This window comes from Bacillus sp. SIMBA_008 (assembly GCF_046535495.1).
In the GTDB taxonomy this organism is placed as follows: Bacteria; Bacillota; Bacilli; order Bacillales; family Bacillaceae; genus Bacillus; species Bacillus subtilis.
In genome coordinates this window covers 204,773-226,257 of the sequence record NZ_JAWRWL010000002.1, presented here as the reverse complement: position 1 = coordinate 226,257, position 21,485 = coordinate 204,773, and the positions used below count along the sequence as shown (strand labels likewise).

Below are 21,485 nucleotides of genomic sequence, written 5' to 3'. Positions count from 1 at the left end.
AGGAGAGAGATAGATTATGGCACATAGAATTTTAATTGTAGATGACGCAGCATTTATGCGAATGATGATTAAAGATATTTTGGTTAAAAATGGTTTTGAAGTTGTGGCGGAAGCTGAAAATGGAGCACAAGCGGTAGAGAAATATAAAGAGCATTCACCTGACCTTGTTACTATGGATATCACGATGCCAGAAATGGATGGTATTACAGCATTAAAAGAAATTAAACAAATTGATGCGCAGGCAAGAATCATCATGTGTTCTGCTATGGGACAGCAATCAATGGTTATTGATGCCATTCAGGCTGGCGCTAAGGATTTCATTGTGAAACCTTTCCAGGCTGACCGTGTGCTTGAAGCAATCAACAAAACATTAAGTTAAAGGGTGTACGACTGTTGAAAAAGAGTCAATATTTTATTGTTTTTATTTGTTTTTTCGTTTTATTCAGTGTACATCCGATTGCTGCTGCCGCGGCAGACTCTGATAATTCAACTGTAAACGAATGGTTTCAAAAGAAAGATGAAAAAACTGCAGATCAATCAGAGCAAAAGAAAGAAAAAACAACAAAAACTGCTGATGAGACGGAGGGAGCGGCTGCTCCTTCTGTCTCAGCTTTTGATTTTGTAAAGATGATTTTCGCTTTACTGTTTGTTATCGCGCTGATTTACGGGCTGGTTAAGCTCATGAACAAAAGAAATCGGCTCTTAAAGCCTTTTCAATATGTTGAAAATATTGGCGGCACATCGGTCGGCCAGAACAGATCCATACAATTGATCAAGGTCGGGAAAAGTGTGCTCGTCGTCGGTGTAGGAGAGACGATCCAGCTGCTGAAAGAAATTGAGGATGAAAAAGAGATTGAAGTCATTCTCAGTCAGCATGAAGAGGCAATGTCAAGCAAAATAGAGTGGCAAAAGTTTGTGAAGCCGCTTAAGAGTTCTGAACATCAGCCGCAGCAAAAACTGCCTTCATTTTCAAAAGCATTAAAAGAGCAACTTGAAGAGTTAAAACAAAACCGTTCTGAAGGAAAGAAGAAAGGCCCACGTCATCATGAATGAGTTTATAAATATTTTCAGTTCAAGCGATCCGGAAAACGTAAGTTCGACTGTTAAATTACTATTATTGTTAACTGTATTTTCAGTGGCGCCTGGAATATTGATTCTTATGACTTGTTTTACTCGCATCGTCATTGTTCTGTCATTTGTCAGAACTTCACTTGCGACGCAATCTATGCCCCCAAACCAGGTTCTAATCGGGCTTGCGCTGTTTTTAACATTTTTTATTATGGCTCCTACTTTTTCAGAAATTAATAAAGAAGCGCTGACCCCATTAATGGACAACAAAATCAGCTTGGATGAAGCGTATACGAAAGCTGAGGAACCGATTAAAGAATTTATGAGTAAACACACAAGGCAGAAGGATCTGGCGCTGTTTATGAATTACGCGAAAATGGATAAACCTGAATCATTAAAGGATATTCCGTTAACAACAATGGTTCCGGCTTTTGCCATATCGGAGCTTAAAACAGCATTTCAAATAGGTTTTATGATTTTTATCCCTTTTTTAATTATAGATATGGTAGTGGCGAGCGTCTTGATGTCAATGGGAATGATGATGCTGCCTCCAGTTATGATTTCTCTGCCCTTTAAAATATTACTTTTTGTTTTGGTAGACGGCTGGTATTTAATTGTGAAATCTTTGCTTCAGAGCTTTTAGGGTAGGTGCTAAACGTGAGTTCAGAATTTGTAATTTCTATGGCGGAAAAAGCCGTATACGTAACGCTGATGATCAGCGGGCCATTATTGGCTATTGCTTTACTGGTCGGTTTAATTGTCAGCATATTTCAGGCGACAACTCAAATCCAGGAACAGACTTTGGCGTTTATTCCGAAAATCGTGGCGGTTCTCCTGGCTCTCATTTTTTTTGGTCCGTGGATGCTGTCGACGATTCTTTCATTTACAACAGAGCTGTTTTCTAATTTAAATCGTTTTGCAGGGTAATGTAGAGATGAATTCAATTATTGACTTATTTCCTGCTTTTTTATTGGTTTTTATTAGAATCTCTGCTTTTTTTGTAACGATTCCGTTATTTGGACATCGAAATGTGCCAGCTGTTCATCGCATAGGTTTTGCTTTTTTTCTTGCGGTCATTTGTTTCAGCACCATTGATAAACCGCCCTCTTTGGAGATAGATGAGCACTATATGCTTTTGGCGTTTAAAGAAGCTTTGGTCGGCCTATGTCTGGGTTTAATTGCTTATATGATGATTGCCGCAGTGCAGATTGCCGGCTCGTTTATTGATTTTCAAATGGGATTTTCAATAGCAAACGTTATTGATCCGCAAACCGGTGCACAAAGTCCGTTGATTGGCCAGTTTATCTATACCATGGCACTTTTGTTTATGCTGAGTGTCAATGCCCACCATTTGTTGCTGGATGGTATTTACTACAGCTTTCAGTATATTTCAGTTGATCAGGCATTTCCGAATTTCGGCGATGAAAAGTTTGCCTATTTTATTGCGAAAAGCTTTAATGCAATGTTTATTATCGCTTTTCAAATGTCAGCTCCGGTTGTGGCCAGCTTGTTTCTAGTTGATTTAGCATTAGGTATCGTGGCTCGAACTGTTCCGCAGTTAAATGTATTTGTGGTCGGTCTGCCTTTAAAGATCGCTGTCAGTTTCATCATGCTCATTGTATGTATGTCCGTTATCTTCGTCGTTGTCCGGAATGTTTTCAGCTTAACGATTGAAACGATGCGGAATCTTTTAGCATTGGTCGGTGTTTCTTAATGAAGCTTAGAGTTGACCTGCAGTTTTTTGCGGGAGAGAAGACAGAAAAAGCCACTCCGAAAAAACGGAAGGATACGCGAAAAAAGGGGCAGGTAGCCAAAAGCTCGGATGTCAATACTGCCGTTTCTTTACTGGTAATATTCCTTTCGCTTATTGCAATTGGTCCGTATATGAGAGACAGGCTGCTGTCATTCATAGAAACATTTTATACCGAATCGCTCACAATGAAGCTCTCAGAATCAAATGTGCATACATTGTTTGTCAGCTTATTAAAGGATATGGGCATGATACTCGCACCGATCTTGCTTGTTGCTCTTGTTGCAGGAGTCGTAAGCAACTATATGCAGGTTGGGTTCTTATTTTCTGCTGAAGTGATACAGCCTAAGCTTGAAAAACTGGATCCGATCAAAGGCTTTAAACGAATATACAGTATGAGGGCGATTGTAGAGCTGATTAAATCAATTTTGAAAATCGTAGTCGTTGGTTTTGCGGCTTTTGCTGTGCTTTGGCTGCATTATGGAGAAATTCTCCGGCTTCCTCTCCTGACACCCGAAGAGGCACTTTCTTTCGTTTCAAAACTCACTTTGTGGATGGGACTAAGCGGTGCAGGTGCATTGTTGATTCTTGCTGGTCTTGACTATTTATATCAGAGATTTGATTATGAGAAAAATATCAAAATGTCAAAACAAGATATAAAAGACGAGTACAAAAAATCTGAAGGTGACCCGATTATTAAGTCTAAAATTAAACAAAGACAGCGGGAAATGGCGATGAGGCGGATGATGCAGGAAGTTCCAAAAGCAGATGTCATTATCACAAACCCGACTCACTATGCGATTGCTTTGAAATATGATGAAGAAAAAATGGACGCACCTTATATTGTTGCAAAAGGCGTCGACCACCTTGCGTTAAAAATCAGGAAAATTGCTAAAGAGCATGATGTCATGATGGTAGAAAACAGACCGCTTGCCCGTGCGTTATATGATCAGGTGGAAATTGACCAGGCAGTGCCGGAAGAATTTTTTAAAGTTTTAGCAGAAATTCTGGCTTACGTATATAAAACAAAACAAAAAGTATATTGAATTTTTCGATTTAAAAGGAGAGAAAAAACAGCATGTCAACAAGAGATTTATCCGTTTTAATAAGTGTTGTCCTCATTGTGGCGATGCTGGTGATTCCATTTCCTCCATGGCTGTTAAGTATTTTGATCATTATTAATATTTCTCTTGCGTTGATCGTGCTTCTCACCACAATGAATATGCAGGAAGCGCTTCAGTTTTCGATTTTTCCGTCACTGTTGCTGCTTTTGACCCTATTTCGTTTGGGCTTGAACGTCTCAACTACCCGTTCAATTCTTTCACACGGTGAAGGAGGTAAAGTCGTCGAGACTTTCGGAAATTTCGTTGTCGGCGGAAATGTATTAGTTGGACTCGTTGTATTTATCATCCTTATTATTATTCAGTTTATCGTCATTACAAAAGGTGCTGAACGTGTTTCCGAGGTTGCAGCAAGGTTTACGCTGGACGCAATGCCTGGGAAGCAGATGAGTATTGATGCTGATTTAAACGCAGGGATGATTACCGAACAGGAAGCGAAGCATCGCCGCGAAAAAGTGGCAAGAGAAGCAGACTTTTATGGAGCAATGGACGGTGCCAGTAAATTTGTAAAAGGTGACGCCATTGCCGGAATCATCATTGTGATGATCAATATTATTTTCGGAATCGTGATCGGGATGCTTCAGCAGGGCATGTCCATTCAAGAGGCTGCTTCACACTTTACGATGCTGACTGTAGGGGATGGAATTGTTTCGCAAATCCCGGCACTGTTAATTTCTACGGCTACGGGTATTGTGGTCACAAGAGCTGCCTCTGAAGGAAACTTAGGGCATGACATTACAGGCCAGCTGTTTGCGTATCCAAAGCTTTTATACGTCGCAGCAGCTACGATCATGCTTTTAGGTATTTTCACTCCGATCGGCATCCTTCTGACGGGGCCGCTTGCGGGATTGCTTGCTTTTGGCGCATATACACTATCTAAATCAGGTAAGGAAAAAGAAGAAGTGGATGAGATTCTTGAGGAAGAGGCTGAGGTGGACGAGCTTAAAAGCCCTGAAAGTGTTGTTCAGCTTCTGCATATAGATCCGATAGAATTTGAGTTTGGATATGGCCTGATACCGCTTGCTGATGCCAATCAAGGCGGTGATTTATTAGACCGAATTGTTATGATACGCCGTCAGTTGGCTTTGGAACTCGGGCTTGTCATTCCTGTCGTGCGAATCAGAGATAATATAGCGTTGCAGCCTAATGAATACCGATTGAAAATTAAAGGAAACGAAGTAGCAAAAGGCGAGTTGTTGCTTGATCATTATTTAGCGATGTCGCCTACTCCTGAGGACGATCTCATTGAAGGGATTGAAACAGTGGAGCCTTCATTCGGGCTGCCGGCTAAATGGATTAGCGAAGCGGTAAAGGATGAAGCCGACATGCTTGGTTATACAGTAGTTGATCCTGCATCAGTCGTTTCAACGCATATTACGGAGAAAATTAAGCAGCATGCCCACGAATTGATCGGAAGGCAGGAGACAAAACAGCTGATCGATCACTTGAAAGAATCGTATCCAGTCCTGGTTGAAGAGGTTACGCCGAATCCATTGTCTGTCGGTGATATTCAGAAAGTGCTTGCTAAGCTTTTAAAAGAAAAAGTTTCAATTCGAAACTTAGTAACGATTTTTGAAACACTTGCTGACTATGGGAAATTAACAACAGATTCTGATCTTTTGACAGAGTATACAAGACAAGCGCTTGCTAAACAAATTACAGCCCAGTTTGCCAAAGAAAATGAAGTGTTGAAGGTTGTTACTTGTTCCGGCCGTGTAGAAAAAGCAATAGCAGACGGTGTGCAGCAGACGGAACACGGGAACTATTTATCACTTGAACCAGATATTTCAGAAAGTATAGTGCGCTCTGTCGCCAAAGAAGCTGAACAGCTCTCATTACGTCAGGAAACCGCGATTCTTCTTTGCTCGCCGCCTGTCAGAATGTATGTGAAGCAGCTTCTGGAACGGTACTTCCCTGATCTTCCGGTACTCTCTTATAACGAACTTGAGGCGAATGTTGAGGTACAAAGCATTGGAGTGGTGGATATTTAATGAAAATAAAAAAATTTACTGCTGCTTCAATGCAAGAAGCGGCACTTCTCATCAGAAAAGAGTTAGGTAATGAAGCGGTCATATTAAATTCGAAAAAAATTAAAAAGCGAAAATGGTTTGGCCTCGTCAACAAGCCTGCTGTTGAAGTAATCGCCGTATTGGATCAGGACTTTCTTGAGAAAAAAACGCCTCAGAAGGCAGCTGAACCGAAACAAACATTAAAAACTCCGGTCAGCAGTCCAAAAATAGAGGAGAGAACATATCCCCCTCAAATTCCGGCGCAACAGGAGCTAGGTGATTTTTCAGCATATCAATCTGTACTTCCTGAGCCGCTGCGAAAAGCAGAAAAGCTTTTGCAAGAAACAGGGATCAAAGAGTCTACGAAAACGAACACTCTGAAAAAATTGCTTCGCTTCTCTGTTGAAGCAGGCGGCTTGACTGAAGAAAATGTTGTCGGCAAACTTCAGGAAATACTATGCGATATGCTGCCCTCAGCAGACAAGTGGCAGGAGCCAATTCATTCAAAATATATCGTTCTCTTTGGTTCAACAGGGGCTGGTAAAACAACTACACTGGCTAAACTCGCAGCCATATCTATGCTTGAAAAACATAAAAAAATCGCTTTTATTACAACAGATACGTATCGTATTGCAGCTGTTGAACAGTTGAAAACATACGCTGAACTGCTGCAGGCTCCTCTGGAAGTTTGCTATACAAAAGAAGAATTTCAGCAGGCGAAGGAGCTATTTTCTGAGTATGATCATGTGTTTGTTGATACAGCTGGAAGAAACTTCAAAGACCCGCAATACATTGATGAACTGAAAGAAACGATTCCTTTTGAGAGCAGCATTCAGTCATTTCTTGTTTTATCCGCGACTGCAAAATATGAAGATATGAAGCATATTGTCAAACGGTTTTCATCCGTCCCTGTCAATCAGTATATTTTTACGAAAATAGATGAAACGACTTCCTTAGGTTCTGTATTTAATATACTGGCAGAATCAAAAATAGGTGTCGGGTTTATGACTAACGGCCAGAATGTGCCTGAGGATATACAGACTGTATCTCCACTTGGTTTTGTGAGGATGCTGTGCAGATGAACAGATATGACCAAGCAGCAACTTTACGGGCGAAAATGGAAAAACGTGAGCGCGTTCTGCCAATGGTTTATTCACAAAAAGCGAAGACACTTGCTGTCATCAGCGGCAAGGGCGGTGTCGGAAAATCCAATATTACCTTAAATATGGCACTTGCGCTGCAGGATAAAGGTAAGAAGGTGCTGCTCATCGACCTTGATATCGGGATGGGGAACATTGATATATTAATAGGAAATTCATCGTCTGCCACGATAATCGATGTTTTAACCGATCGTAAGCCTTTGCTGCAGTCATTATCCGTTGGCCCAAAGGGTTTGCGGTATATATCAGGGGGAACCGGTCTTGATGTGATGTTTCAGCTCGATCAGAGAAAATGGACGTTTTTTGCCAATGAACTTTCTCATGCATTAAGCCAGTTCGATTATGTGCTGTTTGACATGGGAGCAGGCTTATCAAAAGATCAACTGCCTTTTATTTTATCAGCAGAAGATATTTTGATTATTACAACTCCCGAGCCGACGGCCATTATGGACGCATACAGCGCTGTCAAGCACTTGGTTTTGACAGAAAATAAGCTTTCAATGAAGGTGGCTGTCAATCGGTGCCGTGACCAAAAGGAAGGGCTTGACGCTTTTGCCCGCCTCTCCCGTACAATTCATATGTTTTTGGATGTTCAGGTTCAGTTTGCCGGTTCCGTTTCTGACGATGTGATCGTGAGCAAAGCGGTTGTCGAACAGGTTCCTTTTTTCATAAAAAGCCCTCAGGCAAAAGCCAGCCGGTCAGTCCGTATTTTAGCGGACGCCTTGTTTGAAAGAGAAGAAACGAGACACAAAGAAGACAAACAGACATTTATTGAGAAATTATCTTCTTTTTTAATGAGGAGGGCTTAATTTGATTCGTGTGCTTGTAGTTGATGATTCAGCTTTTATGAGAAAAATGATAAGTGATTTTCTGACCGAAGAAAAGCAGATAGAAGTAATCGGAACTGCGAGAAACGGAGAAGAAGCGCTTAAGAAGATTGAATTATTAAAACCGGATGTTATTACTCTTGATGTTGAAATGCCGGTCATGAATGGGACAGATACGCTCCGCAAAATTATTGAGATTTATAACTTGCCGGTCATTATGGTGTCTAGCCAGACCGAGAAAGGTAAAGAATGCACAATTAATTGTTTGGAGATCGGTGCCTTTGACTTTATCACAAAGCCATCAGGCTCAATATCTCTGGATCTATACAAAATTAAAGAACAACTAGTTGAGCGTGTCGTCGCGGCAGGACTTTCCGGCAAGCGGAAACGTCCTGTTTCCCAGACAGTTCGGCCCGAACCTATTGTGCGTGCTGTCGTTAAGCCTGAATTAAGCAAACCGAAACCTGGCACGGGCAGACAAATTGTGTGTATCGGCACATCAACAGGCGGTCCACGGGCGTTACAAAAGGTGATACCGAAGCTCCCTAAGGATTTGAACGCACCAGTGGTTGTCGTACAGCACATGCCTGAAGGGTTTACTGCTTCTTTGGCTGATCGGCTGAATCATTTATCTGACATTCAGGTAAAAGAAGCAAAAGATGGTGAAGCAGCTCTTAACGGCTGTGTTTACATAGCACCGGGCGGAAAAAACATATCCGTTATTAAAAACAGCGAAGGACTCCAGATTGTGCTTGATAACCATGACACACCAAGCCGTCATAAACCATCTGCTGATTATTTATTCCGTTCTGTCGGGAAACTGACAGATTATGAAAAAGTAGCGGTTATCATGACCGGCATGGGCAGTGACGGCACTGCTGGGCTAAAGGACATGCTAACAGCCGGCAATGTGAAAGCCATTGCGGAGTCTGAAGAATCTTGTGTCGTATACGGGATGCCAAAAGCTGCTGTTAAAGCGGGTCTCATTCATGAGATTAAACATGTGGAAGATATCGCAGCATCCATCACAAGCTGTGTGAAAAAAGAGAGGGTGTGATTCAAATGGATATGAATCAGTATTTAGATGTCTTTATTGATGAGAGTAAAGAACATTTACAAACATGTAATGAAAAGCTTCTTCTTTTAGAGAAAGACCCGACTGATCTTCAGCTCGTACATGATATATTCAGGGCTGCCCATACATTAAAAGGAATGAGCGCAACGATGGGCTACACGGATTTAGCACATCTTACCCATCTGCTTGAAAACGTGCTGGATGCAATCCGAAACGGAGACATGGAAGTCACCTCAGACTGGCTGGATATTTTGTTTGAAGCTCTGGATCACCTGGAAGCAATGGTTCAGTCTATTATTGATGGCGGGGATGGTAAAAGAGATATCTCAGAAGTGAGTGCCAAGCTTGATGTGAATGGTGCGCACGCTGAATCCGCTGCCTCCGCTGAACCTGCAGAAGCACAGAGTTCAGCATCTGATTGGGAATATGATGAATTTGAACGCACAGTTATACAAGAAGCGGAGGAGCAAGGCTTCAAACGATATGAAATCAAGATTTCTCTGAACGAAAACTGTATGTTAAAAGCAGTTCGTGTCTATATGGTGTTTGAAAAACTAAATGAAGTCGGAGAAGTAGCCAAAACAATTCCAAGTGCTGAAGTGCTTGAAACAGAAGATTTTGGAACTGACTTTCAAGTTTGTTTCTTAACACATCAATCAGCGGAAGACATTGAACAATTAATCAATGGCGTGTCGGAAATTGAGCATGTTGAAGTCATTCAAGGGGCTCCTTTAACATCAGCTGAAAAGCCTGAAGAATCTAAGCAAGAAGATTCACCAGCAGCAGCTGTACCTGCGAAGCAGGAGAAACAAAAACAGCCTGCTAAAAACGATGAACAGGCGAAGCATTCAGCCGGCGGATCTAAAACAATTCGTGTCAACATTGACAGGCTTGATTCTTTAATGAACTTATTTGAAGAGCTTGTCATTGACCGCGGGCGTCTCGAGCAGATTGCGAAAGAGCTTGAGCATAATGAACTGACTGAAACGGTTGAACGAATGACGAGAATTTCCGGAGATTTGCAATCGATTATTCTGAATATGAGAATGGTCCCGGTTGAAACTGTTTTTAACAGATTCCCGAGAATGATTCGCCAGCTTCAGAAAGAGCTGAATAAAAAAATTGAACTCTCGATCATCGGTGCGGAAACTGAACTGGATCGTACAGTAATTGATGAAATCGGAGATCCACTCGTTCACTTGATCAGAAACAGTATTGACCATGGTATCGAGGCGCCGGAAACACGTTTGCAAAAGGGAAAACCGGAATCAGGAAAAGTTGTGCTTAAAGCTTATCACAGCGGCAACCATGTCTTTATCGAAGTAGAGGATGACGGCGCAGGCCTTAATCGAAAAAAAATTCTGGAAAAAGCGCTTGAGCGCGGGGTCATAACGGAAAAAGAAGCTGAAACCTTAGAAGACAACCAAATTTACGAATTGATTTTTGCTCCGGGGTTCTCAACTGCTGACCAAATTTCTGATATTTCCGGCCGCGGTGTAGGACTTGACGTTGTAAAAAACAAACTGGAGTCTCTTGGCGGTTCAGTCAGTGTGAAATCAGCCGAGGGTCAAGGCTCTCTATTCAGCATCCAGCTGCCGCTTACCTTGTCTATTATTTCAGTTCTGCTGATTAAGTTGGAAGAAGAGACATTTGCCATTCCGATTTCTTCAATCATTGAGACAGCAGTTATTGACAGAAAAGACATTTTGCAAACGCATGACCGTGAAGTGATTGACTTTAGAGGGCATATTGTCCCTGTCGTTTATTTAAAAGAAGAGTTTAAAATAGAAGATACAAGAAAAGATGCGGAACAGCTCCATATCATTGTCGTGAAAAAAGGCGACAAACCTACTGCATTTGTGGTGGACTCCTTTATTGGCCAGCAGGAAGTTGTGCTGAAATCACTCGGAGATTATTTAACAAACGTCTTTGCAATTTCCGGAGCTACTATTTTAGGAGACGGAGAAGTAGCGCTCATTATTGATTGTAATGCACTGATTATTTAACCATTCGAGGAGGTGTCTCACATGACTGCAGAAATTAAAACAGGCGAAAAAATGATAGTCTTTATGGTAAATGGCAAAGAATATGCCATTTCCGTCACTCAGGTGAAATCAATTGAAAAATGGCAAAAGCCAACGAGGGTACCTGGCGTCGAACCATATATTTGCGGGGTAATCAATTTACGCGGGGTGGTGACTCCGGTTATTGATTTAAGAAAACGCCTGAATTTGCCAGAGTATGAAATTACAGATGAAACACGAATTATCATTATTGCTTATCGTGATATTGAAGTCGGCTGGATTGTGGATGAAGCGAATGATGTGATTACCGTACACGAAAGTGAAATAGAATCTGCTCCAGAAGGCGTTCAGAAAGATACGGATGTGTCGATCGAACAGATTGTGAAACAAGAGAACAGACTCTTAAATATTATTGATGCGAACGCGGTTTTGGATAAAGAATCATCTCAGTCCGCTGTGCCCGATCAAGCTTAATCTTAAAGGGGTTATGACATGAGTATTTTTAATGGAATCAAAGAAGAGCAGATGGACATTTTGCGGGAAGTCGGCAATATAGGCGCCGGCCACTCCGCCTCTGCAATGGCCCAGCTGTTAAATAGAAAGATAGATATGGAAGTCCCATTTGCAAAGCTGCTGTCTTTTGATGAGCTTGTTGATTTTTTCGGCGGCGCCGATGTCCCGGTTGCCAGCATCTTTTTAAGAATGGAAGGCGATTTAACGGGTTCAATGTTCTTTATAATGCCTTTTTTTCAGGCGGAGCAGTTTATCAGAGAGCTGATTGGAAACCCCGATTTTGACATAGAGGACTTAGGTGAAGACCACATGAGCTCATCCGCTTTGCATGAACTGGGCAATATTTTAGCGGGGTCATATTTAACAGCTTTGGCGGATTTGACGAAACTCCAGCTCTATCCAAGTGTTCCTGAAGTCTCTTTGGACATGTTCGGAGCAGTGATCAGCGAAGGGCTGATGGAGCTCAGTCAGGTTGGAGAACACGCCATTGTTGTCGACACGTCAATTTTTGACCAAAGCCATCAGCAGGAGCTGAAAGCGCATATGTTTATGCTGCCGGACTATGATTCATTTGAAAAGCTCTTTGTCGCCTTAGGTGCATCATTATGAGTACAACTGAGGCTGTTGTTATAAAGGTTGGGATTGCTGACGTGAAGATCGCCCGCTTCCCGGATACCATCCGGACCTCTGGTTTGGGCTCATGTGTGGGGCTGGTGCTTTATGATAAAGAAAAGCAAACGGCGGGTCTTGTTCATGTCATGCTTCCGGATTCGACGTTATCGAAAACTGCCGAGCTCAACCGGGCTAAGTACGCTGACACCGCCGTACAGACCACGATTGATATGCTGATAGAAGCGGGATGCCGGAAATTTGCATTAAAAGCAAAGCTGGCCGGCGGATCAGAGATGTTTAAATTTAAATCGACAAATGATTTGATGAAGATCGGACCGAGAAATGTATTAGCGATAAAAGAACAGCTGTCTTTATTTAATATTCCTATTATTAGTGAAGATACGGGCGGCTCAAGCGGCCGGACGATAGAATTTGAACCGAAGTCCTGCATGCTGCATATTCGAACTGTTAAACAAGGTGAAAAAACGATTTAATTAAGGTATTAGGGGGATAACAATGCAATCCTTGAATTATGAAGATCAGGTGCTTTGGACGCGCTGGAAAGAGTGGAAAGATCCTAAAGCCGGTGACGACTTAATGCGCCGTTACATGCCGCTTGTCACATATCATGTAGGCAGAATTTCTGTCGGACTGCCGAAATCAGTGCATAAAGACGATCTTATGAGCCTTGGTATGCTTGGTTTATATGATGCCCTTGAAAAATTTGACCCCAGCCGGGACTTAAAATTTGATACCTACGCCTCGTTTAGAATTCGCGGCGCAATCATAGACGGGCTTCGTAAAGAAGATTGGCTGCCCAGAACCTCGCGCGAAAAAACAAAAAAGGTTGAAGCAGCAATTGAAAAGCTTGAACAGCGGTATCTTCGGAATGTATCGCCCGCGGAAATTGCAGAGGAACTCGGAATGACGGTACAGGATGTCGTGTCAACAATGAATGAAGGTTTTTTTGCAAATCTGCTGTCAATTGATGAAAAGCTCCATGATCAAGATGATGGGGAAAACATTCAAGTCATGATCAGAGATGACAAAAATGTTCCGCCTGAAGAAAAGATTATGAAGGATGAACTGATTGCACAGCTTGCGGAAAAAATTCACGAACTCTCTGAAAAAGAACAGCTGGTTGTGAGTTTGTTCTACAAAGAGGAGTTGACACTGACAGAAATCGGACAAGTATTAAATCTTTCTACGTCCCGCATATCTCAGATCCATTCAAAGGCATTATTTAAATTAAAGAATCTGCTGGAAAAAGTGATACAATAATGAATTTCATGGTTAGCGAGTGAAAAACATGTCAACACTATTATGGCTTTTAAGCTTTACGCTCCACGGCGTTCTTCTGTACGCTGTCATTATCCTGTATACGAGGCTCGCTGCAGTGAAAGAAACAGAAAAACAGCAAAAACAGATACTTGAAGAGACGGAAAACACCTTGGCGGCATTTCTGCTTGAATTAAAAGAAGAAAATGAGAAACTGATAGAAAATAAAGCTTCATCTGCAAGTCAATCAGATGAAGAATCCCAAAAGCCAGGCCTTCAGCACTCTGAAACATATCAAGAGCGGGATCCAGTTCAAGAGGCAGAGAATCTTCCTGAACATATTGAAGGTCTGATTACAGAGGTTGACCGTCGGGAAGAGATCGTAAACAGTGAGGTCCAATCATTTGAAGACCAGGTCATAGAATTATATGAACAGGGATATTCGGCAAGTCAAATTGCCCAGAAAATGAAGAGCGGAAAGACAGAAATCGAGCTATTTTTAAAATTTCGCTCCAAAGGTGTAAAGGATTCTTGATTGTCGGATAAAGCTGTGTTATATTATGTCTTGGTGTTAAATACACACGCTTAACGATTTATGCAGAGGGTGCTGCAGGCGGCAGTTCTGCACAAAAATGACCTAAGCGGAGGAAAAAAACCATTATATTAGGAGGAAATAACATGTCAGTCATTTCTATGAAGCAATTGCTTGAAGCTGGTGTTCACTTCGGTCACCAAACACGCCGTTGGAACCCCAAAATGAAGCGTTACATTTTCACGGAGCGTAACGGAATCTACATCATTGACCTTCAAAAAACAGTCAAAAAAGTAGAGGAAGCTTACAACTTCACTAAAAATCTTGCTGCTGAAGGCGGAAAAATCCTTTTCGTCGGAACAAAAAAACAAGCTCAAGATTCTGTTAAAGAAGAAGCTCAACGCTCTGGCATGTACTATGTCAACCAACGCTGGTTGGGCGGTACATTAACAAACTTTGAAACAATCCAAAAACGTATTAAACGTCTTAAAGACATTGAAAAAATGCAAGAAAACGGTACGTTTGATGTACTTCCTAAAAAAGAAGTCGTTCAATTGAAAAAAGAATTAGAGCGTCTTGAAAAATTCCTAGGCGGAATTAAAGATATGAAGGATCTTCCTGATGCATTATTCATCATCGATCCTCGCAAAGAGCGCATCGCTGTTGCGGAAGCTCGCAAATTAAACATCCCTATCATCGGTATCGTAGATACTAACTGTGATCCAGATGAAATCGATGTTGTTATCCCAGCGAACGATGACGCTATCCGCGCTGTTAAACTTCTAACTTCTAAAATGGCAGATGCAATCTTAGAAGCGAAGCAAGGCGAAGAAGAAGCGGAAGTTGCTGAAGAAACTGCACCAGAAACAGAAACAACAACTGCGTAACCTATTCAAAAGGTGATAAGAGGGACTGCCTTTTATCACCTTTTTTCAAGAAAAATGTGTAATATACATACTCTTGTTTAAACATATAAGGAGGAATACAAATGGCAATTACTGCACAGCAAGTAAAAGAACTGCGTGAAAAAACTGGCGCGGGCATGATGGATTGTAAAAAAGCGTTAACTGAAACTGACGGAGATATGGACAAAGCAATTGACCTTTTAAGAGAAAAAGGAATTGCAAAAGCAGCGAAAAAAGCTGACCGTATCGCAGCAGAAGGTTCTACTCTTATTAAAACTGACGGCAACAAAGGCGTTATCCTAGAAGTAAACTCTGAAACTGATTTCGTTGCGAAAAACGAAGGTTTTAAAGAGCTTCTTAACACTTTAGCTGACCACCTTCTTGCAAACACGCCAGCTGATGTTGAAGAAGCAATGGGCCAAAAAATGGAAAATGGCTCAACTGTTGAAGAGTACATCACAAGCGCAGTTGCTAAAATCGGTGAGAAAATCACTCTTCGCCGCTTTACAGTTCTTACAAAAGACGACAGCTCTGCATTCGGTGCGTACCTTCACATGGGCGGCCGCATCGGTGTATTAACTGTTCTCAACGGTACAACTGATGAAGAAACTGCGAAAGATATCGCAATGCACGTTGCTGCAGTTAACCCTCGTTACATTTCTCGTGATCAAGTATCTGAAGAAGAAACAAATCATGAGCGTCAAATCTTAACTCAGCAAGCCCTCCAAGAAGGCAAACCTGAAAACATCGTAGCGAAAATGGTTGAAGGCCGTCTGAACAAATTCTTCGAAGAAATTTGTCTATTAGACCAAGCGTTCGTTAAAAACCCAGATGAAAAAGTGAAACAAGTTATTGCAGCGAAAAACGCTACTGTTCAAACTTTTGTCCGCTATGAAGTTGGAGAAGGCATCGAAAAACGTCAAGAAAACTTTGCTGAAGAAGTAATGAACCAAGTGAAAAAATAATGGTGAAAAGATTTCGCGGCTAAGTCGCGTCTTTTCAGGCAGTATAGGGGACACATTTTGTGTTCCCTATTTTTAAAACTATATTTACAAACCTTTTTTTCTCTTGCATAATAGAAAACGGCAATGTTTACACTTGGAGGTTATCATGGAAAAACCAAAATACAAACGTATCGTATTAAAGCTTAGCGGGGAAGCATTGGCAGGAGAACAGGGAAATGGAATTAACCCGACTGTCATTCAATCCATTGCAAAGCAAGTGAAGGAAATCGCTGAGCTTGAAGTCGAAGTGGCTGTTGTTGTAGGCGGCGGCAACTTATGGCGCGGAAAAACAGGAAGTGACCTGGGCATGGACCGCGCGACTGCTGACTATATGGGAATGCTGGCGACAGTAATGAATTCGCTTGCTCTTCAAGACAGCTTGGAAACACTCGGAATCCAGTCCAGAGTGCAAACATCCATTGAAATGAGACAAGTTGCTGAACCGTACATAAGAAGAAAAGCGATACGCCACTTAGAGAAAAAACGTGTCGTTATTTTCGCTGCGGGCACAGGAAACCCATATTTCTCAACTGATACGACAGCTGCACTGCGGGCTGCTGAAATTGAGGCAGACGTTATTTTAATGGCTAAAAATAACGTTGACGGTGTGTATAATGCTGATCCTAGAAAAGATGAATCAGCTGTTAAGTATGAATCACTTTCTTATCTTGACGTTCTTAAAGACGGCCTGGAAGTCATGGATTCAACAGCTTCCTCTTTATGCATGGACAATGACATTCCGCTTATCGTCTTTTCTATTATGGAAGAAGGAAATATCAAACGTGCCGTTATCGGTGAATCAATCGGAACGATCGTGAGGGGGAAATAACGTGTCAAAAGAAGTATTAACTCAAACAAAAGAAAAAATGGAAAAAGCAATTGCTGCTTATCAGCGCGAATTGGCTACTGTACGCGCAGGCCGTGCAAATCCATCATTATTAGATAAAGTAACGGTTGAATATTACGGAGCGCAGACACCTTTAAATCAGTTGTCTTCTATTAACGTGCCTGAAGCTCGTATGCTCGTTATCACACCATACGATAAAACAGCAATCGGCGATATCGAAAAAGCGATTTTAAAAGCTGATTTAGGTCTTACACCAACAAGTGACGGCAATATGATTCGAATTGCAATTCCGGCACTAACAGAAGAGAGACGGAAAGAATTAGTGAAAGTTGTAAAAAAATATGCTGAAGAAGCAAAAGTAGCTGTTCGTAACGTTCGCCGTGATGCTAACGATGATCTCAAAAAACTTGAGAAAAACGGAGACATTACTGAGGATGAACTGCGTGCTTCCACTGAAGACGTTCAAAAACTGACAGATGAATATGTGTCAAAAATTGACAGTGTCACAAAAGACAAAGAAAAAGAAATCATGGAAGTTTAATGAAAAACTATGTACAATAGATAATAGTGAAAAGACCCTCTCATGTTTACAGGGGGTTTTTTTGTTAATACTGTTGATTACATTGATTATCAGCAGGGAATGTAACCTTTTTGGGTGACGGAGGAATCTCATGCTCAACATACTCAAAAATTGGAAGAATCAGCAAACTGCGGCTTCCAACTTAGAACGTTATACAAAAGAAGACATACTTAAGGGAGAAATTCCCGAACACATCGCCATTATCATGGATGGAAATGGCCGTTGGGCTAAAAAACGCTCTCTTCCCAGAATTGCAGGCCACCATGAAGGGATGAAGGTGGTAAAAAGGACCACGAAGCTCGCAAACGAATTAGGTGTCAAAGTACTGACATTGTATGCATTTTCAACAGAAAACTGGAAAAGACCGAAAATGGAGGTCGATTTTTTAATGAAGCTTCCGGAAGAATTTTTGAATACGTATCTTCCAGAGCTTGTTGAGGAAAATGTACAGGTTCGGATCATTGGGGATGAAACGGCTTTGCCGGCGCACACATTACGTGCGATTGAAAAAGCTGTACAGGACACGGCGCAAAACGACGGAATGATCCTTAATTTTGCTCTTAACTATGGAGGCCGTACTGAAATTGTCAGTGCTGCAAAATCACTCGCGGAAAAAGTGAAGGAAGGCTCTTTGAATATTGAAGACATTGATGAATCGCTTTTTTCTACTTATTTGATGACTGAATCTTTGCAGGATCCTGAACTTTTAATTCGAACGAGCGGCGAGATAAGGCTGAGTAATTTTATGCTATGGCAGGTTGCCTACAGTGAATTTGTCTTTACTGACGTCTTGTGGCCTGACTTTAAAGAAGATCACTTCTTGCAGGCGTTAGGAGAGTTTCAGCAGAGAGGCCGGAGGTTTGGCGGAATTTAGAGGATGGTGGACATGAAACAAAGAATTTTGACAGGTGTTCTGGCAGCAATTGTATTTTTATTTTTGGTTATTGTCGGGAAATTGCCGTTCACCATATTAATTTATGCTATGAGCAGTGTGGCGCTTTTTGAACTTTTACGGATGAAAAAGCTGAAGCTGGTTTCACTGCCTGGTTTGATCGGTCTTTTATTATTGTGGATGTTCTTATTGCCAAGCCAGTATTCGTTTTTTGAAGCGGACGGGATTTCCAAAATGGAAATAGCTTTATTTGCGGTACTGCTATTGCTGACTTACACAGTGTTGGTCAAGAACACCTTTACTTTTGATGAAGTCGGGTTTATTACGCTTGCAGCAATTTACATCGGAATGTGTTTTCATTATTTTATCGAAATCAGAAATCTTGACCAATACGGATTAACATACATTTTTTATGCGTGTGTTGTCATTTGGTCCACCGATTCCGGTGCCTATTTTGTCGGTAAATCGCTTGGGAAGCGGAAACTGTGGCCTGAAATCAGTCCGAATAAAACAGTGGAAGGGTTTGCAGGCGGAATTGTCATCGCACTTGTATTGGCGACGATTTTTCAGCTTGTTGCACAACTTCCGATCCCGTATATCTATCTGCTGTTGATCACGCTGTTTTTGTCTGTTTTTGGACAACTGGGAGATTTAGTGGAATCCGCCTTGAAAAGACATTACGATGTAAAGGATTCTGGGAATATTCTTCCCGGGCATGGCGGTATATTAGACCGTTTTGACAGTTTCTTGTTTGTCATGCCTTTCTTGTACTTTCTGCTTGCCCTTTTTTCATAAAAAAGTCTAATATGAATATGAGACTGATCATGCAGCAATAAGAATAGGAGTAGTGGCAACTTTGAAAAATATTTGTCTTTTAGGAGCAACAGGATCAATCGGCGAACAGACTCTTGATGTACTGCGTGCACATCAAGACCAATTTCAGCTGGTATCTATGTCGTTTGGCAGAAATATTGATAAGGCCGTTCCAATGATTGAGGTCTTTCAGCCGAAGTTTGTCTCTGTCGGTGATCTGGATACATATCATAAATTAAAACAAATGTCTTTTTCTTTTGAATGCCAAATCGGGCTGGGAGAAGAAGGACTGATAGAAGCAGCAGTGATGGAGGAGGTTGACATTGTTGTCAACGCTTTGCTTGGAAGCGTCGGTCTTATCCCGACATTAAAGGCAATTGAACAGAAAAAAACAATTGCGCTTGCAAATAAGGAAACTCTTGTCACTGCAGGGCATATAGTAAAAGAACATGCTAAGAAATATGATGTTCCGCTGCTGCCTGTTGACAGTGAGCATTCAGCCATTTTTCAAGCTCTTCAAGGCGAACAGGCTAAAAACATTGAACGCCTCATCATTACGGCATCCGGCGGAAGTTTTCGGGACAAGACGCGGGAGGAGCTCGAATCAGTAACAGTTGAAGATGCATTAAAACATCCAAACTGGTCAATGGGTGCAAAAATTACAATTGATTCGGCTACAATGATGAATAAGGGATTAGAGGTGATCGAGGCACACTGGCTTTTCGATATACCTTATGAACAAATTGATGTGGTTTTACATAAGGAGAGCATCATCCATTCAATGGTTGAGTTCCATGATAAAAGTGTGATCGCACAGCTCGGAACTCCGGATATGAGAGTCCCCATTCAATATGCGCTCACTTATCCTGACCGATTGCCATTACCAGATGCGAAAAGGCTTGAATTATGGGAAATCGGCAGCCTTCATTTTGAGAAAGCTGATTTTGACAGGTTCCGATGCTTACAATTTGCTTTTGAATCAGGTAAAATAGGAGGAACAATGCCGACAGTGCTAAATGCGGCAAACGAAGTAGCTGTCGCTGCCTTTTTAGCTGGCAAGATACCGTTTTTGGCTATTGAAGACTGTATCGAAAAGGCACTAACCCGCCATCAATTACTGAAAAAACCGAGCCTGGCGGACATTCAAGAAGTGGACAAAGATACCCGGGGATACGTCAATTCAATACTCACATAAGGTGGTATGTTCGTGAATACAGTTATAGCGTTTATCATTATTTTCGGAACGCTCGTTTTCTTCCATGAACTGGGCCATTTATTGCTAGCCCAAAGAGCGGGAATTCTCTGCCGTGAATTTGCGATCGGCTTCGGTCCAAAGATTTTTTCTTTCAAAAAAAATGAAACAGTTTATACGATCAGGCTGCTTCCGGTCGGCGGATTTGTTCGTATGGCCGGCGAAGATCCGGAAATGATTGAGGTGAAACCCGGATACACGGTCGGGCTTCTGTTTAATAAGGAAGATCAAGTTGAGAAAGTCATCATCAATCAAAAGGAAAAATATCCGGATGCATTAGTCATTGAAGTGGAAACAGCGGATCTAGAGCATGACATGAAGATCACCGGTTATGAACAGGGGAAAGAGGACGAACTTTCCAGCTTTACTGTCAGCGAAACATCCTTTTTTATTGTAGACGGAGAAGAAGTGCAGATTGCGCCGTATAATCGCCAATTTGGTTCCAAACCTGTATGGCAGCGGATTAAAGCAATTGCTGCAGGGCCGATTATGAACTTTATTTTAGCTTACGTCATTTTAGTGATGCTTGGGCTGATTCAAGGCGTACCGTCAAATGAACCTATGCTCGGGCAGCTGACAGACAATGGACGGGCGGCTGAAGCAGGGCTAAAAGAAGGGGATTATATCCAAAGCATTAACGGAGAGAAAATGAGGTCTTGGACTGACATTGTCTCCGCTGTAAAAGAAAACCCGGAGAAAGAAATGGACGTTGCAGTAAAAAGAGATAACAAAACGCTTCATATTTCGGTGACTCCGGAAGCTGTTAAAGATGAGAACAAAAAAACAATCGGACGTTTCGGTTCCTATGCGCCGACTGAAAAAGGCGTACTCTCAGCGGTTGCTTACGGCGCGACATCAACAGTTGATGTCACCAAAGCCATTTTAACCAATCTGAGCAAATTAGTAACAGGCCAATTTAAACTCGATATGCTGTCAGGTCCTGTCGGCATATATGACATGACAGACCAAGTGGCGAAAACAGGGATAGTGAACTTATTTCAGTTTGCGGCGTTTTTAAGCATTAACCTTGGGATTGTCAACCTGCTTCCGATTCCGGCACTTGACGGAGGAAGACTGTTGTTTCTATTTATTGAAGCGATTCGGGGCAAACCGATTAACAGGGAAAAAGAAGCATTTGTTGTGTTTATCGGCGTAGCTTTCTTAATGCTTCTTATGCTGGTTGTCACATGGAACGATATCCAGCGGCTGTTTTTGTAAACGAA

At 41.8% G+C, this 21,485-nt stretch carries 24 protein-coding genes; all 24 read left to right on the top strand.

The window, feature by feature from the left end; all coding sequences use genetic code 11:
* Nucleotides 1–16: 16 nt before the first annotated feature.
* The 24 genes from cheY (at nucleotide 17) to rseP (ending at nucleotide 21,480) form a co-directional block, all read left to right on the top strand.
* A complete protein-coding gene (gene cheY, locus SB658_RS06560; RefSeq protein ID WP_014476812.1) occupies nucleotides 17–379 on the top strand; it encodes a chemotaxis protein CheY in 363 nt (120 codons plus the stop codon).
* A gap of 14 nt (nucleotides 380–393) precedes the next feature.
* Complete coding sequence (gene fliZ / locus SB658_RS06555; RefSeq protein WP_014479789.1) at nucleotides 394–1,053, top strand: flagella biosynthesis regulatory protein FliZ; 660 nt, start codon at nucleotides 394–396, stop codon at nucleotides 1,051–1,053.
* On the top strand, nucleotides 1,046–1,711 hold the full coding sequence (gene fliP, locus SB658_RS06550; RefSeq protein WP_003245692.1) for a flagellar type III secretion system pore protein FliP: 666 nt from the start codon (nucleotides 1,046–1,048) through the stop codon (nucleotides 1,709–1,711). The genes fliZ and fliP overlap by 8 nt, the downstream gene beginning before the upstream one ends.
* Nucleotides 1,712–1,725: 14 nt before the next feature.
* A complete protein-coding gene (fliQ, locus tag SB658_RS06545) occupies nucleotides 1,726–1,995 on the top strand; it encodes a flagellar biosynthesis protein FliQ (protein WP_003220888.1) in 270 nt (89 codons plus the stop codon).
* Between the two features lie 7 nt (nucleotides 1,996–2,002).
* Nucleotides 2,003–2,782, top strand: a complete 780-nt coding sequence (fliR, locus tag SB658_RS06540) for a flagellar biosynthetic protein FliR (protein WP_003245510.1) — start codon at nucleotides 2,003–2,005, stop codon at nucleotides 2,780–2,782.
* Nucleotides 2,782–3,864 (top strand): flagellar biosynthesis protein FlhB, encoded by a 1,083-nt coding sequence (flhB, locus tag SB658_RS06535; RefSeq protein ID WP_003231949.1) that lies wholly within the window; start codon nucleotides 2,782–2,784, stop codon nucleotides 3,862–3,864. The genes fliR and flhB overlap by 1 nt, the downstream gene beginning before the upstream one ends.
* A gap of 32 nt (nucleotides 3,865–3,896) precedes the next feature.
* Entirely contained in the window at nucleotides 3,897–5,930 is a 2,034-nt protein-coding gene (gene flhA / locus SB658_RS06530; protein ID WP_003231947.1) for a flagellar biosynthesis protein FlhA, read from the top strand.
* The gene (gene flhF, locus SB658_RS06525; RefSeq protein ID WP_003231945.1) at nucleotides 5,930–7,030 is read left to right on the top strand and encodes a flagellar biosynthesis GTPase FlhF; all 1,101 of its coding nucleotides are present in this window, start codon (nucleotides 5,930–5,932) and stop codon (nucleotides 7,028–7,030) included. The genes flhA and flhF overlap by 1 nt, the downstream gene beginning before the upstream one ends.
* On the top strand, nucleotides 7,021–7,917 hold the full coding sequence (flhG, locus tag SB658_RS06520) for a flagellum location/number ATPase FlhG (RefSeq protein WP_010886507.1): 897 nt from the start codon (nucleotides 7,021–7,023) through the stop codon (nucleotides 7,915–7,917). The genes flhF and flhG overlap by 10 nt, the downstream gene beginning before the upstream one ends.
* 1 nt (nucleotide 7,918) lies before the next feature.
* Nucleotides 7,919–8,992: a protein-glutamate O-methylesterase CheB gene (cheB, locus tag SB658_RS06515; RefSeq protein ID WP_014476816.1), complete on the top strand. Its 1,074-nt coding sequence runs from the start codon at nucleotides 7,919–7,921 to the stop codon at nucleotides 8,990–8,992.
* Nucleotides 8,993–8,997: 5 nt separating this feature from the next.
* Nucleotides 8,998–11,016, top strand: coding sequence for a chemotaxis protein CheA (gene cheA / locus SB658_RS06510; protein ID WP_014476817.1), 2,019 nt, complete (start codon nucleotides 8,998–9,000; stop codon nucleotides 11,014–11,016).
* 21 nt (nucleotides 11,017–11,037) lie between these two features.
* On the top strand, nucleotides 11,038–11,508 hold the full coding sequence (gene cheW, locus SB658_RS06505) for a chemotaxis protein CheW (protein WP_003231938.1): 471 nt from the start codon (nucleotides 11,038–11,040) through the stop codon (nucleotides 11,506–11,508).
* Nucleotides 11,509–11,526: 18 nt separating this feature from the next.
* Entirely contained in the window at nucleotides 11,527–12,156 is a 630-nt protein-coding gene (gene cheC, locus SB658_RS06500) for a CheY-P phosphatase CheC (protein ID WP_003231935.1), read from the top strand.
* Nucleotides 12,153–12,653, top strand: a complete 501-nt coding sequence (cheD, locus tag SB658_RS06495; RefSeq protein ID WP_003244852.1) for a chemoreceptor glutamine deamidase CheD — start codon at nucleotides 12,153–12,155, stop codon at nucleotides 12,651–12,653. The genes cheC and cheD overlap by 4 nt, the downstream gene beginning before the upstream one ends.
* 22 nt (nucleotides 12,654–12,675) lie before the next feature.
* The gene (gene sigD / locus SB658_RS06490; RefSeq protein WP_003220911.1) at nucleotides 12,676–13,440 is read left to right on the top strand and encodes an RNA polymerase sigma-28 factor SigD; all 765 of its coding nucleotides are present in this window, start codon (nucleotides 12,676–12,678) and stop codon (nucleotides 13,438–13,440) included.
* 28 nt (nucleotides 13,441–13,468) lie between these two features.
* Nucleotides 13,469–13,972 carry a swarming motility protein SwrB gene (swrB, locus tag SB658_RS06485; RefSeq protein WP_015252089.1) on the top strand — a complete coding sequence of 168 codons (504 nt, stop codon included), beginning with the start codon at nucleotides 13,469–13,471 and terminating at the stop codon, nucleotides 13,970–13,972.
* A 143-nt stretch (nucleotides 13,973–14,115) separates the two neighbouring features.
* Nucleotides 14,116–14,856: a 30S ribosomal protein S2 gene (rpsB, locus tag SB658_RS06480; RefSeq protein ID WP_003220918.1), complete on the top strand. Its 741-nt coding sequence runs from the start codon at nucleotides 14,116–14,118 to the stop codon at nucleotides 14,854–14,856.
* A gap of 101 nt (nucleotides 14,857–14,957) precedes the next feature.
* Entirely contained in the window at nucleotides 14,958–15,839 is an 882-nt protein-coding gene (gene tsf / locus SB658_RS06475) for a translation elongation factor Ts (RefSeq protein ID WP_003231929.1), read from the top strand.
* Nucleotides 15,840–15,984: 145 nt separating this feature from the next.
* Nucleotides 15,985–16,707, top strand: coding sequence for a UMP kinase (gene pyrH / locus SB658_RS06470; protein WP_003220923.1), 723 nt, complete (start codon nucleotides 15,985–15,987; stop codon nucleotides 16,705–16,707).
* Between the two features lies 1 nt (nucleotide 16,708).
* Nucleotides 16,709–17,266 (top strand): ribosome recycling factor, encoded by a 558-nt coding sequence (frr, locus tag SB658_RS06465; RefSeq protein WP_003231927.1) that lies wholly within the window; start codon nucleotides 16,709–16,711, stop codon nucleotides 17,264–17,266.
* Nucleotides 17,267–17,396: 130 nt separating this feature from the next.
* Nucleotides 17,397–18,179: an undecaprenyl pyrophosphate synthase gene (uppS, locus tag SB658_RS06460; protein ID WP_003231925.1), complete on the top strand. Its 783-nt coding sequence runs from the start codon at nucleotides 17,397–17,399 to the stop codon at nucleotides 18,177–18,179.
* Between the two features lie 3 nt (nucleotides 18,180–18,182).
* On the top strand, nucleotides 18,183–18,992 hold the full coding sequence (cdsA, locus tag SB658_RS06455; RefSeq protein WP_015252087.1) for a phosphatidate cytidylyltransferase: 810 nt from the start codon (nucleotides 18,183–18,185) through the stop codon (nucleotides 18,990–18,992).
* A 61-nt stretch (nucleotides 18,993–19,053) separates the two neighbouring features.
* Nucleotides 19,054–20,205: a 1-deoxy-D-xylulose-5-phosphate reductoisomerase gene (gene dxr / locus SB658_RS06450; RefSeq protein ID WP_003245155.1), complete on the top strand. Its 1,152-nt coding sequence runs from the start codon at nucleotides 19,054–19,056 to the stop codon at nucleotides 20,203–20,205.
* Between the two features lie 6 nt (nucleotides 20,206–20,211).
* Nucleotides 20,212–21,480, top strand: coding sequence for an RIP metalloprotease RseP (rseP, locus tag SB658_RS06445; protein WP_010886508.1), 1,269 nt, complete (start codon nucleotides 20,212–20,214; stop codon nucleotides 21,478–21,480).
* The last annotated feature ends 5 nt before the right edge of the window (nucleotides 21,481–21,485 follow it).